Annotated in this window: 15 protein-coding genes and 1 pseudogene; 7 read left to right on the top strand and 9 right to left on the bottom strand. The window is 60.6% G+C overall.

Annotated elements, in window-relative coordinates:
• Positions 1 to 86: 86 nt before the first annotated feature.
• A complete protein-coding gene (locus EQV97_RS12890; RefSeq protein WP_122839434.1) occupies positions 87 to 326 on the top strand; it encodes a DUF2789 domain-containing protein in 240 nt (79 codons plus the stop codon).
• A gap of 9 nt (positions 327 to 335) precedes the next feature.
• Here EQV97_RS12890 and EQV97_RS12895 read toward each other — a convergent pair whose 3' ends face one another.
• From EQV97_RS12895 to EQV97_RS12905, 3 genes are all read right to left on the bottom strand, one after another.
• Entirely contained in the window at positions 336 to 539 is a 204-nt protein-coding gene (locus EQV97_RS12895; RefSeq protein ID WP_122839433.1) for a hypothetical protein, read from the bottom strand.
• A gap of 120 nt (positions 540 to 659) precedes the next feature.
• Positions 660 to 2261 (bottom strand): methyl-accepting chemotaxis protein, encoded by a 1602-nt coding sequence (locus tag EQV97_RS12900; protein ID WP_240889027.1) that lies wholly within the window; start codon positions 2259 to 2261, stop codon positions 660 to 662.
• Between the two features lie 222 nt (positions 2262 to 2483).
• Entirely contained in the window at positions 2484 to 2888 is a 405-nt protein-coding gene (locus tag EQV97_RS12905; RefSeq protein ID WP_007907888.1) for a TraR/DksA family transcriptional regulator, read from the bottom strand.
• A 362-nt stretch (positions 2889 to 3250) separates the two neighbouring features.
• Here EQV97_RS12905 and EQV97_RS12910 point away from each other — a divergent pair, with 362 nt between their 5' ends.
• A complete protein-coding gene (locus EQV97_RS12910; protein ID WP_122839432.1) occupies positions 3251 to 3862 on the top strand; it encodes a glutathione S-transferase in 612 nt (203 codons plus the stop codon).
• Positions 3863 to 4020: 158 nt separating this feature from the next.
• Here the strand turns inward: EQV97_RS12910 and EQV97_RS12915 are convergent, their stop codons facing one another.
• Entirely contained in the window at positions 4021 to 4953 is a 933-nt protein-coding gene (locus EQV97_RS12915; protein ID WP_240889028.1) for a hypothetical protein, read from the bottom strand.
• Between the two features lie 267 nt (positions 4954 to 5220).
• Here EQV97_RS12915 and EQV97_RS12920 point away from each other — a divergent pair, with 267 nt between their 5' ends.
• A complete protein-coding gene (locus EQV97_RS12920) occupies positions 5221 to 5904 on the top strand; it encodes a response regulator transcription factor (RefSeq protein WP_122839431.1) in 684 nt (227 codons plus the stop codon).
• Positions 5882 to 7276, top strand: a complete 1395-nt coding sequence (locus EQV97_RS12925) for a HAMP domain-containing sensor histidine kinase (protein WP_122839430.1) — start codon at positions 5882 to 5884, stop codon at positions 7274 to 7276. The genes EQV97_RS12920 and EQV97_RS12925 overlap by 23 nt, the downstream gene beginning before the upstream one ends.
• Positions 7277 to 7388: 112 nt before the next feature.
• On the opposite strand, the gene EQV97_RS12930 is transcribed toward EQV97_RS12925, so the two are convergent.
• From EQV97_RS12930 to EQV97_RS12940, 3 genes are read right to left on the bottom strand one after another with little or no spacing between them, the layout of a single operon-like run.
• On the bottom strand, positions 7389 to 7799 hold the full coding sequence (locus tag EQV97_RS12930; RefSeq protein ID WP_225568543.1) for an SRPBCC family protein: 411 nt from the start codon (positions 7797 to 7799) through the stop codon (positions 7389 to 7391).
• 33 nt (positions 7800 to 7832) lie between these two features.
• Positions 7833 to 8630, bottom strand: coding sequence for an SDR family oxidoreductase (locus EQV97_RS12935; protein ID WP_240889029.1), 798 nt, complete (start codon positions 8628 to 8630; stop codon positions 7833 to 7835).
• Positions 8631 to 8632: 2 nt separating this feature from the next.
• On the bottom strand, positions 8633 to 9649 hold the full coding sequence (locus EQV97_RS12940; RefSeq protein ID WP_225568544.1) for an aldo/keto reductase: 1017 nt from the start codon (positions 9647 to 9649) through the stop codon (positions 8633 to 8635).
• Between the two features lie 117 nt (positions 9650 to 9766).
• On the opposite strand from EQV97_RS12940, the gene EQV97_RS12945 reads away from it, so the two are divergent.
• Both EQV97_RS12945 and EQV97_RS12950 read left to right on the top strand, forming a co-directional pair.
• On the top strand, positions 9767 to 10651 hold the full coding sequence (locus tag EQV97_RS12945; RefSeq protein ID WP_240889030.1) for a LysR substrate-binding domain-containing protein: 885 nt from the start codon (positions 9767 to 9769) through the stop codon (positions 10649 to 10651).
• A pseudogene (locus EQV97_RS12950) lies at positions 10652 to 10810 on the top strand (LysR family transcriptional regulator); the annotation flags it as partial.
• Here the strand turns inward: EQV97_RS12950 and EQV97_RS12955 are convergent.
• Positions 10740 to 11333, bottom strand: coding sequence for a DinB family protein (locus tag EQV97_RS12955; protein WP_240889031.1), 594 nt, complete (start codon positions 11331 to 11333; stop codon positions 10740 to 10742). The pseudogene EQV97_RS12950 and the gene EQV97_RS12955 overlap by 71 nt on opposite strands.
• 306 nt (positions 11334 to 11639) lie before the next feature.
• On the opposite strand from EQV97_RS12955, the gene EQV97_RS12960 reads away from it, so the two are divergent.
• Positions 11640 to 11957: a DUF2388 domain-containing protein gene (locus EQV97_RS12960; protein WP_201148555.1), complete on the top strand. Its 318-nt coding sequence runs from the start codon at positions 11640 to 11642 to the stop codon at positions 11955 to 11957.
• Between the two features lie 197 nt (positions 11958 to 12154).
• Here EQV97_RS12960 and EQV97_RS12965 read toward each other — a convergent pair whose 3' ends face one another.
• Positions 12155 to 12823, bottom strand: a complete 669-nt coding sequence (locus tag EQV97_RS12965; protein WP_201148554.1) for an HAD-IA family hydrolase — start codon at positions 12821 to 12823, stop codon at positions 12155 to 12157.
• Positions 12824 to 12827: the final 4 nt, after the last annotated feature.

The following is a 12827-nucleotide window of genomic DNA, read 5'->3' on the forward strand; positions in this document are numbered from 1 at the left end:
TATCGAACTCCTGGAGCGCGGCCGCCTCAGATGCAATGAGCCGTACTTCAGCACTTGCACTCGACGCGGCACTCAAGGAGATCAACATGGATGCACCTACACATGATTTGAAAGGCCTGTTTGACCAACTGGGCCTGGATTCCAGCGAGAAGGCGATCGACGACTTCATCGCCAGTCACTCTCCCCTCCCCGACGACAAGAAGCTGATCGACGCCGAATTCTGGACGCCGCAGCAGGCGGGCTTCCTGAAAGAACAATTGCGCGAAGATGCTGACTGGGCGCGGGTGGTCGACGACCTCAACCTGCGCATGCACCAGGTGCACTAAGCAGCGGACTCAGTGCAGGCTGCCTTGTTGTGTTGCGCTCAATTGCGCAAGCCAGGCAGCTTTGCACTCCTGCGCTTCATTGCGACTGGCGAACGCCGTACCGCGACGCTCCCCGTTCAGCAGCACCACCCAGCAGACACTCTGCCCCATCGCCCGCAGGTTCGAGGGCACAGCGCTGCCAATCATCACCGCAACATCCACTTTGCTTTGCATATTGCCTCGCCTAATTCATTAGTCACCTAACTATGTCGGTAGGTTAATGAGTTTCCCGGCGAGGAAACAGCAACGCCGCTGCACAGCTTAGTTGCCGAACCCGTAACAATGGCCGCCAGGTCAGCGCGGATTCTCTGGTTTATAGCCCAGGCGCAAACCACCCCAGTGACGCCCTTTGAGCAGAATTGGCACCGAAAGATCGTGCATCAATTCACCGGTGTCGCGGGTGTAGGTTTGCAGCAGCACGGGTTGCTGATGGCTGCCACAACGAATGCCCGTGCGATCGGCAAACTTGCGCTTGGTACGATTGTGCAGCGCGTCCAGTTGCGCATCGCCAGTCAACGGTTGGCTGAACACCTTGTTATGGGTGGGCACGTAGCCCTGCTGCGTGCAGGCGATGGCGAACACCAGGCCCTCGTGACGGGCCAGCAGCGGTTCCTGGATGGCCGGCAACACCTGGTCGGTGTAACGATCGAAGCGGGTCTGGAACTTGCCGGGATGAGTGTTGGGAATCGCCTGGTAATTGCGATCGAACAGGTCATCGAGGCTGACACGTCCCTGGTCGATATCAGCTTCAAATCGCGCCGTGATCTGGCTTGCGCCTTCGCGGGCGAGGTCGTAGATGCGTTGGTGGTAATCATCCAGGCCGACTTCGGCAAGCCGCTCGCTGATGGTTTCGGCCTGCCCTTCCATTTGCACGGCGGCCAGCGCCAGTCGTTGGGTCTGCTGGTCGCTGACGCCCAGGTCGCTGCGCATCTGCTCGATGGCGTGGAACAGGCTGTCCAGTTGCTCGCGGTTGGTCGCGGCGCCCTGGGCGATTTCGCCGACCTGGTGTTCGACCCCGGCTGCCAGCCGCGCGATGTTCTCCAGGTGCTGTCCGGTTTGCTCGACCTGTTCGACGCCCTGGTCCAGGTCGCTGGACAGTTGACGAATCTGCTCCACCACTTGCGCCGTGCGTTGCTGGATATCGGCGACCATCTCGCCGACCTCGCCCGTTGCGGTCGCCGTGCGCGCAGCCAGGCCGCGCACTTCATCGGCAACGACCGCAAAGCCCCGGCCATGTTCACCTGCCCGCGCCGCTTCGATGGCCGCATTCAGGGCCAGCAGGTTGGTCTGGCTGGCAATGGACTGGATCACCAGCGTCACTCGCTGGATGTCGTCGCTGCGCAGGCTCAAGGCTTCGATCATTTCCCGGCTGTTGCTCGCGCGCTGACTGAGTTGATGCATGCGCGCGATCGACTCGACCAGTTGCGAACGTCCGGCCGCGCTGCTGTGATGAGCTTCGCTGGCGGCCCCCAGCGCTTGCTGGCTGAGCAGTGATGTGGCTTGTTCGGTGGCAATCAGTACTTCGGCATTGCTGACGATTTGCGCAGCCGCCCCCAGTTGCGACTGCAGGCGGTCGGCCAGTTGCTTGACCGAATAGGCGACGCCGGCGGCTGAAAGCGCATTGTGGCTGGTGGCGTACGACAGATCGCGGGTCAACCCGGCGATGCCGTCGGATGTGTCGGCAGGCGCCTCAGGGGCTCTGCGCTGCCGCAGGCGCGGCAGCCAGATAATCAGCATCGCCAGCGGCAGGCCGACAGCCAGCGACCAGCCTCCCAGCGTGATGCCCCCTAGCAGGAGCAGCAGCGCGACACTTTGCAACGTCGGCGTGAGCCATTGGTTGCGGGTTGCCGGTACTGGTGCCGGCACTGGCCCAACCAGAGATCCGTCTCTCGTCATCATCGTCACCCCACGTGTCTTCTAATTGTTGTACCCGCATTTAACGCCACTACCTGGCCATTATCCATGGTCCGTTAGTCGCGGTTATTGCAGCAGATCAATAGAAGCGTGTCGGGTTTTGTGCAGACGATAAAAAGCATCGCGGGCAAGCCCGCTCCCACAGGTTCAACGCAAACCTTGCGGGAGCGGGCTTGCCCGCGATGTAAGCGCTACGAAACGAAATCAGGCCTGACGCTGGTGCTTGTCGATCTGTTCGTGACGCTCTTGTGCTTCGATGCAGTACTTGGTGGTCGGGCTGATCAGCAGGCGCTTGAGGCCAATTGCCTCGCCGCTGTCATCGCACCAGCCGAAGCTGTCTTCCTTGATGCGCTCAAGGGCTTGTTCCAACTGAGGCAGCATGCGCTGGTCGCGATCGATCGCGTTTACCAGCCAGGTGCGCTCTTCTTCGACGGAAGCAGCGTCGGCCGGATCGGCTGGGGTGTCCAGGCTCTCGATGGCGATGCGGTTCTGTTCGATGCGCTCATGGGTTTCGACTTTCATGTTTTGCAACAGCTCGGAGAAAAAAGCATGTTGCTCGGCATTCATGTAGTCATCCGCCGGCATGGCCAGCAACTTGTCCTTTGTCATTGATATCTCTATAAAAAAACGTGCATTAAGGCGAATTAGGGAGCGTTCCGCTGGGCCTGGGAAGGCCAACGCAAAGGCGCCATTTATTCCAAGCGCCACCCGGCACTCAATTTACGAGGGGCGGCAGTCTAAGGCCGACTTGAGGCCTCAGCAACTGAAAAGACAGTGAATTCGTCCGACAAGACCCCGAAAATGCTCTACGGCAGTCGTTGCAGTGGTTATCGGAGTGCGTTTATAGCAAGAAATTCAATCGGGTGGCTGTATATAGAGGACAAACGGCGGCTCCCTGTACATCTATTGCACCGCGCCCAACCTGAGCTAAGGTTGAGCATCCCATAAGCCCGACCCCAAGGAGAGTATCCATGAAGCTGATCGGCATGCTCGATTCGCCCTATGTGCGGCGCGTGGCCATTAGTGCCAAGTGCCTGGGCATCCCTCTGGAACATCAATCAGTCTCGGTGTTTCGTCACTTCGAGCAGTTCCAGCAGATCAATCCAGTGGTCAAGGCGCCAACCCTGGTGCTGGACAACGGCGATGTGCTGATCGACTCGACGCTGATCATCGACTACCTGGAGGCGTTGGCCGGGTCGAACAAGACCCTGATGCCCGGCGAACTCGATCAACGCTTGCGCGCATTGCGCCTGACTGGCCTGGCGTTGGCCGCCTGTGAAAAATCCGTACAGCTGTATTACGAACGCAACCTGCGGCCCGCCGAGATTCAATATGAACCCTGGGTGGAACGGGTGGAGGGACAACTGGCAGCGGCATATTCGGCGCTTGAGCGCGAGCTGGAGTTTGCGCCTTTGAAGGCCGATGGTTCGATCGACCAGGCCGGGATCAGCGTGGCTGTAGCCTGGAGCTTCTCTCGGCTGGTGGTGCCGGAGCAGGTGGACAGTGAGCAGTTTCCACAGATCAGCGCGTTTACAGCATATGCGGAGCAGCTGGAAGCCTTCCTGGACACGCCGATCGAATGAATCCCCCTTAAACAAAAACGCCGCTTCTACCAGAGGCAGAAGCGGCAGGAGCACAAGCTCCAGGACTATCAGTGCATAAACAGGGCGATCAGGATAATGATCGGGATCGGCACACCGAGAAAGAACAACAGTAATGAGCGCATGAGGTTTCTCCTGGTTTAACGAATCGAGTTGGTAGTAGTGACGTAGGCGTCGGACTCGACATACACCACGGCATCACGGCGACGACCGCCGAAGGTGGCAGCGAGGCTGGCGAAGAAGGCACCGATCAGCAGCGCAACAAACATCCACAAGGTGGTAGTGGCAGCCACTTTGGCAGCGGTGTCAGCCGCTTCCTTGGCAGCCTGTTTGGCGTCGGCCACGGCTTGCTGGGTACGGGCATACACTTCGTCAACACGACGCTCGGCATCGGCCTGGGTCAGGTTGGTACGCTGGGCAACCAGTTGTGCAAGGTAGGTACGGTCTTCGGCGGCGAGTTGGCCGTCGTTCAGGCTGCGTACGAAGATGCGGGTGACGGTGCCACGGGCGGCGTCATCGCTGACGGCGGCTGGACGATCATCACGGAACAGGCTGTCGATGAAGTAACCATACTGGTCACTGTCGGTGTTGCCCGCTGCCGAACCTGCTGCCTGGGTAGCCATGCTGGCTGCACCCCCGACCACACTGGCACCGGCTTGCACGCCACCACTGATGATGCTGCTTACCGAACCGACCACCAGGGTCGCGGCCACCAACGTTGCAACGCACCACGAAAGGAAGCCGTGGGCGGTATCACGGAAGTAAACTTCATCGCCGTGCATGTTGGCCCATTTGACCCGCAGGCGGCCCGCAATGTAGCCACCGAGGCCCGATGCGACGATTTGTGTGAAGGCCAGCCAGACGATCGTGGAAATGCCCAGCCCCTTGGCGCTTACGCCTTCGTTGGCCCATGGCGAAACCGCCGAGAAGCCAAGGCCAAAGCCCAGCAATACGAGGATCAGCGACAACGCCGCCGCCGCAGCGGCACCGGCAAAAATCGCACCCCAGGAAACGCCCGACCGCGCGTTTGATTCTTCTGCGGCAGGATAGAAACCATCCGAGGATCTATTCATTATTGTGTCGCTCCAGGCAGGAAAGATATTGTTACAAGTAGCTGCCTGAACAATTGCAGTCCGCGTGCCAAGCGCTATTTTTTAATAAAACTATATTTTTCAACGACTTATAAAAATTGAACTTGCCAACATCATGCAAATTGCAACAAAACGTCGATATCAGCGGGTTTTATGCATTGCATTTGCGGATGAATTTTTATTTAGAAAGAACGAGCTGTTTTCTTGGCAAAATGGATCCACCGTTGTGAACCCCAATCAGGCCCGCCAATGACCCGAATCTTGACCATCGAAGACGACGCCGTGACCGCCCGGGAAATCGTTGCCGAACTCAGCAGCCATGGCCTTGACGTGGACTGGGTGGATAACGGCCGAGAAGGCCTCGAGCGGGCAGTCAGTGGCGACTATGACCTGATCACCCTCGACCGCATGCTGCCCGAGCTGGATGGCCTGGCGATCGTCACCACCTTGCGCACCATGGGTGTGGCCACGCCCATCCTGATGATCAGCGCCCTCTCCGACGTCGATGAGCGGGTTCGCGGGCTGCGCGCAGGCGGTGACGATTACCTGACCAAGCCCTTCGCCACCGATGAAATGGCAGCCCGGGTGGAAGTCCTGTTGCGCCGGCAGAACACCGTCACCGCCCAGATCACTACGTTGCGGGTCGCCGACCTTGAGCTGAACCTGATCACCCACGAAGCCAGTCGCGACGGCCAACTGCTGACACTGCTGCCCACCGAATACAAACTGCTCGAATTCCTGATGCGCAATACCGGGCAGATTCTCTCGCGCATGATGATTTTCGAGGAGGTATGGGGTTATCACTTCGATCCCGGCACCAATCTCATCGACGTGCATATCGGTCGCCTGCGCAAAAAGATCGACCCGCCTGGCAATGTCCCACTGATTCGGACTGTGCGAGGCTCAGGTTATGTCATTGCCGAACCCCTCTAACGGCTGGCGCTCCTCCAGCAGCCGGTTGCTGGCGCTCTACAGTTCGCTGTTCGTGATCTGGAGCGGGATTCTGATGGGCGTGATGTACTACGAGGTGTCCGCCTACCTCGACAACCTGGCCAAGCACTCGCTGTTGCAACGCCAGCACCTGTTCTCGCATTTCCAGGGCCAGCAACTGCTTGACGCCCTGGCCGTCAGCATGACGTTCGACATTCGCGGCATCGACGCTTATGGCCTGTTTGACGATCAGCACCGCTACCTCAGCGGCGCGCTGGACCACATCCCCAAAGGTCTGCTGCTGGACGGCAAAATCCACATGCTGAGCGACTGCGCCGATTCCGATGACCCGAGCCTGCCTGCCGACAGCTGTGACGCGGTCGCCACCCAGACGCAGGACGGTCGCTGGCTGATCCTGGTGCGCGACAACGGCTCGCTGTTCGCGGTGACGCGGATCATTTTGCACGCGCTGTTCTGGGGAGTGACCCTGACCATACTTCCGGGCATCGCTGGCTGGCACCTGTTGCGCCGCCGCCCCCTGCGGCGGATTCGCGCAATCCAGGCCAGCGCGGAGGCGATCGTCGCCGGCGACCTGACCCGCCGCCTGCCGCTGTCCAATCGCCGTGACGAACTGGACATGCTGGCCGCCATCGTCAACGCCATGCTTGAACGCATCGAGCGCCTGATGAATGAGGTCAAGGGCGTCTGCGACAACATCGCCCACGACCTGCGCACCCCACTGACGCGCCTGCGGGCGCAGCTGTACCGGATTCAGCAGCAGGCGGACGACGGCTCGCCCCTGGCCGCGCAGCTTGATTCAGTGTTGGGTGAGGCGGATACCCTGATGGCACGCTTTCGTGGCCTGTTGCGGATCTCCGAACTGGAAGACCGGCAGCGGCGCTCCGGTTTCGTGCAGCTTGACCCGTTGCCCATGCTGCAGGAGCTGCATGATTTCTACTTGCCACTGGCGGAGGAAGGCGAACTGACGTTCAGGCTGCAGCTGCCCGCTACGTTGCCGCCGCTCAATGGCGATCGGGCTTTGTTGTTCGAGGCCTTGGCTAACCTGCTGAGCAACTCGATCAAGTTCACGCCACCGGGTGGCGAGGTGATTTTGCGCGGGATCGATGCGGGTGGGCATACGCGAATCGAAGTGCTCGACTCCGGGCCTGGCATTGCGCTGGCAGAAAGAGAAGCCGTGTTCCAGCGGTTCTACCGCGCCGAGGGCGGGAATCAGCAAAGCGGATTTGGCTTGGGCCTGTCGATAGTCGCAGCGATCGTCAGCCTGCATGGGTTCACCCTGGACCTCGGTGAAAGCGAACTGGGCGGCGCTCGGCTGGTGCTTGAGTGCCGGCAACCGCCCATTGCCCAGACCTGAGGTTCATGGGGCGATGGATCGCGATGAGGCTGGCACATTCAAAATGTGCGTTGCCTGACCCACCGCCATCGCGGGCAAGCCCGCTCCCACACTGGCCCCATGTCGATCGGGGTTACCCCGGATAATTGGCCCGCAAAGCTTGCACGCCACCCTGGTAAATCCCGCTGAACAACGCCACCACTTCCTCCTCGGTCACGCCCACCGGTACAAACTGCCCCGACCACGTCACGCGCGCACCCTCGCCCTGAGCCTCAACGCGGATCGTCGCCAGATAATCAGTGGCCGGAAACGGCGCCTGCAAAATCGAGTAACTGTAAGTCTTCCCGGCGTTATCAAAGGACTCAAGCCGCTCAACCACTACCGCGCCGTCCGAGGTCTGCAGGCTGCGCACGCGTCCGCCTTCGCTCAGCTCGCTTTTTGGAATGAACGGCAGCCAGTCCGGCAGCGAATTGAAGCCACCAATCAATTGCCAGACATCGTCGGCCGAAGCCGGAATATCAATGAACGCTGATGCAGTTGCCATGTAGGTTCTCTCTCAATCCATCAATCAAAAAAATCAGATTGCCATGCTGTCGACAACACCGCCATCGACACGCAAAGCAGCGCCGGTGGTGGCCGAAGACAATGGCGAAGCGATGTAGGCCACAAGATTGGCAACCTCCTCGACATCTGCCACGCGCTGGATAATCGAAGTCGGGCGCGCCTTGCCCACAAAGGCGTCAGCTTCCTCCCGGGCGCTGCGGCCGGATTCGGCGGTGGCATCCTTGAGCATCTGCTCCAGGCCGTCGGTGAACGTCGGGCCGGGCAAGATCGCGTTGACCGTCACACCGGTGCCCGCCAGCCGCTTGGCCAGGCCATGGGACACCGCGAGGTTAGCACTCTTGGTCACGCCGTAATTGATCATGTCGGCCGGCGTCGCCACCCCGGATTCCGAGGACAGGAAAATCACCCGGCCCCAGCCTTGCTTGACCATGTCCGGCACATAATGCCGGGACAGGCGCACGCCGGAAATCACGTTGACTTCATAAAAGCGCGTCCATTCACTGTCCGGCGCGTCGAAGAAGTCCACCTCGTTGAAGATCCCCAGGTTATTCACCAGGATGTCCGCCCGCGGCTCGGCAGCGAACAGCTGCGCTGCGCCTTCTGCGGTCCCAAGGTCCGCCGTCAGGCCCCGCACCTGCGCGCCCGGCACGCGCTGGCGAATGCTCTCAAGGGCCTGCTCGACCTTGGCCGTATCCCGGCCGATCACCACCACCGTTGCACCGGATTCGGCCAGCGCCTTGCTGATGCCCAGGCCAATACCGGCCGTACTGCCACTGACAATGGCCAGTTTTTCGCTCAGATCAATTTTCATCTTCAAGCTCCCATCGTTGGCAACGGCGCCCGCTCGGACACCAGTTTCGCTTCACGCATTGCCTGCCAGAACGCCGCAGGAATAACCGCCGACAGCGCCGCGACATCCTCGGCAATCCGCCCCGGCCGACTGGAACCTGGAATGACCGCCGCCACTGCCGGGTTAGCCAGGCTGAACTGCAACGCAGCAGCCTTGACGTCGACACCATGGGCCGCGGCAATGCGCTTGATCTGTTCGACCTTGCTGACGATCTGCGGGCTGGCCTTCTGGTACTCAAAATGTGCACCGCCCGCCAGGATCCCGGAACTGTAAGGGCCACCGACCACGATCTCGACATTCTGCGCCAGCGCTGACGCCATCAAGCGCTGCAGGGCCCGGTCGTGATCAAGCAAGGTATAGCGCCCGGCCAGCAGAAAACCATCCGGCTGCGCTTCGGTCAGGTCCAGAGTCAGCTCACAGGGCTCGACCTTGTTCACCCCCAGCCCCCAGCCTTTGATGACCCCTTCTTCACGCAGGCGTGTCAGCACCTTGAAGGCACCGGTGCGGGCCTGATTGAAGTACTCGAGCCATTGGTCCCCGTAGAAATCCTGGGCAATATCATGCACCCACACGATATCCAGGCGATCGGTTTGCAGGCGTTCGAGGCTGTCTTCAATTGAGCGCAGCGTCGCGTCGGCGCTGTAGTCATTGACGATTTTGTTAGGCCGGCCGTGTTCGAACACTCCGCTCTTCTCGCCCAGGTCCCGGGCCGCGGCATCCTCGACCTCATCGAGAATTACCCGCCCGACTTTGCTACTCAACACATAGTCGTCGCGCTTGTACCCAGCCAGCGCCGCACCCAAGCGCATTTCCGCCAGGCCCGAGCCATAAAATGGCGCGGTGTCGAAATATCGCACGCCGGCATCCCAGGCTCCGTGCACGGTGGCCAGCGCCTCTTCCTCGGGAATGGCACGGAACATGTTGCCCAGCGGCGCGGTGCCAAAACCCAGGGCGCCGGGCAGTTTGTCTTTCAAGCTCATGATGCAAACCTCGTCGTATTCAGAGATCGGTCAATCGACCGTTGAGCAGATTCTGGATTGTGATGATCGGACCGTCCAAGACATAATATGCAGCACTTGAGTCCCTGAGGGTCTGGCATGATCGACATCCGCCAACTGCGTTACTTCGTCGCTGTCGCCGAAGAAGAGCATGTCGGCCGCGCCGCCGAGCGCCTGCACATTTCCCAGTCGCCCTTGAGCCGGCAGATCGCCCAGCTCGAAGAACGCCTGGGGCTGACCCTGTTCGAGCGCAGCCAGCAACGCATCCGCCTGACCCGCGACGGCCAGACCTTCCTTGCCGAAACCCGCGCCCTGCTGACCCATGCCAACCGCCTGGAATCCCTTGGCAAACGCCTGGGTCGCGGTGAGGAAGGCGGCCTGTGCATCGGCTACATCGAAAACGCCATGCACGCCGGGGTGCTGCCCAATGCCTTGCGCGTGCTGCGGGCAGACCGGCCAGGCGTGCACGTCGCGCTGTACAACCTGAGCTGCGCCGAACAACTCGAAGGCCTGCGTCAGCGTAGTCTGGATATCGCCCTTGTCAGCGAACCACCGACCGACGACGACCCCGACCTCCTCGGCTTTCAGGTCCTCGACGACCCGATGCTCCTGGCCCTGCCCGAGCACCATCCGCTGGCACGGCAAAGCATGCTGACCCCGGCGGACCTGGCCACCCAGGAGTGGATCGGCGTGCAACACCGGCAGAACTGCGCCAGTCGCGAAGGCTTCGTCAGTGCCTGTATCCGCGCCGGCTTCACCCCGGACATCCGCATGGAAGCCACCGAACCCTTCACCGCCCTGGGGCTGGTCGCCTCAGGGCTGGGGATTGCGATGATTCAGAAAGGCTTGAGTCGAAATGCACCACCAGGGGTGGTGTTACGGGAGGTCCCGTGGATAGCGTTTACCACGCCGTTGTGGGCGGCCTGGCACCGGATCAACTTGCGGCCGTTGGTGGAGACGTTCAGGAAGGTGCTGACCGAGTAAAGTTTGATCGAAAGCAGCAGCCAGTTGCGTGCCGACGCTCCACCCTTCGACATTGTGCTGTCCCCGCTGTCGAGGGGGTGAAGCGGCGTCAACGATAACGATCCGGCAGAACGTTGGTGGCGCTCGCGAATAGCCCGACACATGTCGGCGCCGCCGCCGGTGCTTTCTGCGTCTTCAACTGCGGAGCATGTTCGCGCAGGAACACCGGCAGATCCGTTACCGGTGGCATGGCCGGGATCTCGAAGTACATCTGCACCACCCAGCCACGGTGATAGCTGGCATGGTTGATCACGTGCATCAGCATCGCGCCGGCGCTCATGGTGCCGTTTTCGCCGGAAACGAATGCGAACTCGACCGGTTTGAGCAGCGAGGCATCGGTTTGCCTGGCGCTCCAGTCGCAGTACCAGTGATCAATGTCCTTCTGGGCCTGGCGCAGGTCCGGCAGGTCAGCGTGGAGCAGATCGTGTGACGTCTTGAAACCGTGTCCGCGGCCCTCCAGGTGGGCTTGCCAGATACAGTCCACCACGTAGATGTGGTTCAAGGTGCCAATCATATTGTTGAACACCGAGACCCGTTGCCTATCGACTTCACCGGGTGGCAGCGCGGCGAGGCTGTCGAACAGGCGCAGGTCCGCCCAGCGCTTGTAATCGGCCAGCATGCAGGCAGTAGCTGTATTGATCATTGCAGTTCTCCCATTGCGATGGGCGCACTGCCAAGTTTAGACCCGCCGAGCCCCGCCAGCCTGGGCGCTGATCACCGGTACAGGTAACGCTTTGGGGAAACAGACAGCTGCGCGCAATCTATCTGCGTTGCGGTATCCCACGGCATGCCTGCCAGGGCCTGCATACGTGCGCGGGGGCCTTGAAATGCCGGGTAGGTTTTGTTGTCTGAAATGATTATCTGCCGCTCAAGGAACTAGTGAGCCCCGACATGCATCTTAAGGTATGTGGTAATTCCCTTATGCTTCAAGCTGTCGGAGGACACCGTCATGCGCCGTCTTGTTCTGATCTCTTCACTGGTACTTTGCTTGCCGTTCGGTTCTGCCATGGCCAAAGTCGATGCCGGCGATGTCGCCACTTCGGCCGGGGTTTCAGCGTCGCTGTATTCCACGTTCAAGGATCACAAATTGATGATTCCAGCCAAGGATGATGCCTCAAGCTTCGTTGCCAGCGGCGGCGCCATTCGCGGGGTGTATCTGGAGTCGGTGATGCATCAGATTCGCCAGGACAATCCCGGCCTGAACGCCACCGATGAAGACCTGGCCCGGGCCATCCTGATCAACGATGGTGCTGCGTCGGGGCAGTAAGCCAGCCCGACACGTCCTGCGGCTCCCCGTAGGAGCTGCCAAAGGCTGCGATCTTTTGATTTTTCGTAATTGCTGAAGATCAAAAGATCGCAGCCTGCCGCAGCTCCTACGGACGCAGTTGTTAACGCAGCCTGCCGCAGCTCCTACGGACGCAGTTGTTAACGCAGCCTGCGGCAGCCCATACGGGCGGAGTTGTCTTAGCGCTTTTGCAAGGTCAATTGCCCGCCTACATCCACCGCAACACCCACCCGCTCATAGCTTTCCAGTGTTGCGTGGGGCGTATCCATCGGGTGCGGATGCGTCGAGGTGATCACCAGCAAATCAGCGCCGGACGCCTCAGCCGCCTGGATGCCCACACTGGCATCTTCAAAAATCAGGCACTCGCCAATCTCTACGCCCAACCGCTCAGCCGCCAGTTTGTAACCGGCAGGATCAGGCTTGCCCGCGCTGACATCCTCGGCGGTGATGATCACGTCCGGCGCAGGCACACCGGCCGCTGCCATCCGCCGCAAAGCCAATGCCTTGGGCGCCGATGTCACGATCGCCCACTGCCTGGGCGGTAGCGACCGCAAGAATCGCGCGGCCCCCGACACCTCGACAATGCCCTCTACATCCTCGATCTCGGCCTGGGTGACCCAGGCTGCTTCTGCCTGTGCATCAATGCCCGGCAAACCTTGACGGTTAACCGTGTCGATGGCGCGGGCGCCATGGATGGTGGGCAGGAATGATGCGACATCGATGCCGTGGCGCAGGGCCCAGGTGGTCCAGATTCGCTCGGCGGCAGCAATGGAGTTGAGAACGGTGCCATCCATGTCGAAGAGAAAGGCGCGGTAAGCGCGATTGAAAACAGCGTCGTCAGCAGGCAAAAGC

It is taken from the genome of Pseudomonas sp. TMW22090 (assembly GCF_022496665.1).
Taxonomy (GTDB): Bacteria; Pseudomonadota; Gammaproteobacteria; order Pseudomonadales; family Pseudomonadaceae; genus Aquipseudomonas; species Aquipseudomonas gregormendelii.

Excerpts from the sequence above, each read along its gene's own strand:
- EQV97_RS12960 (WP_201148555.1), top strand. The coding sequence starts at position 11,640 with ATGCGCCGTCTTGTTCTGATCTCTTCACTGGTACTTTGCTTGCCGTTC.
- EQV97_RS12900 (WP_240889027.1), bottom strand. The coding sequence starts at position 2,261 with ATGACGAGAGACGGATCTCTGGTTGGGCCAGTGCCGGCACCAGTACCG.
- EQV97_RS12940 (WP_225568544.1), bottom strand. The coding sequence starts at position 9,649 with ATGAGCTTGAAAGACAAACTGCCCGGCGCCCTGGGTTTTGGCACCGCG.
- EQV97_RS12895 (WP_122839433.1), bottom strand. The coding sequence starts at position 539 with ATGCAAAGCAAAGTGGATGTTGCGGTGATGATTGGCAGCGCTGTGCCC.
- EQV97_RS12955 (WP_240889031.1), bottom strand. The coding sequence starts at position 11,333 with ATGATCAATACAGCTACTGCCTGCATGCTGGCCGATTACAAGCGCTGG.
- EQV97_RS12890 (WP_122839434.1), top strand. The coding sequence starts at position 87 with ATGGATGCACCTACACATGATTTGAAAGGCCTGTTTGACCAACTGGGC.
- EQV97_RS12920 (WP_122839431.1), top strand. The coding sequence starts at position 5,221 with ATGACCCGAATCTTGACCATCGAAGACGACGCCGTGACCGCCCGGGAA.
- EQV97_RS12945 (WP_240889030.1), top strand. The coding sequence starts at position 9,767 with ATGATCGACATCCGCCAACTGCGTTACTTCGTCGCTGTCGCCGAAGAA.
- EQV97_RS12925 (WP_122839430.1), top strand. The coding sequence starts at position 5,882 with ATGTCATTGCCGAACCCCTCTAACGGCTGGCGCTCCTCCAGCAGCCGG.
- EQV97_RS12930 (WP_225568543.1), bottom strand. The coding sequence starts at position 7,799 with ATGGCAACTGCATCAGCGTTCATTGATATTCCGGCTTCGGCCGACGAT.
- EQV97_RS12915 (WP_240889028.1), bottom strand. The coding sequence starts at position 4,953 with ATGAATAGATCCTCGGATGGTTTCTATCCTGCCGCAGAAGAATCAAAC.
- EQV97_RS12935 (WP_240889029.1), bottom strand. The coding sequence starts at position 8,630 with ATGAAAATTGATCTGAGCGAAAAACTGGCCATTGTCAGTGGCAGTACG.
- EQV97_RS12910 (WP_122839432.1), top strand. The coding sequence starts at position 3,251 with ATGAAGCTGATCGGCATGCTCGATTCGCCCTATGTGCGGCGCGTGGCC.
- EQV97_RS12905 (WP_007907888.1), bottom strand. The coding sequence starts at position 2,888 with ATGACAAAGGACAAGTTGCTGGCCATGCCGGCGGATGACTACATGAAT.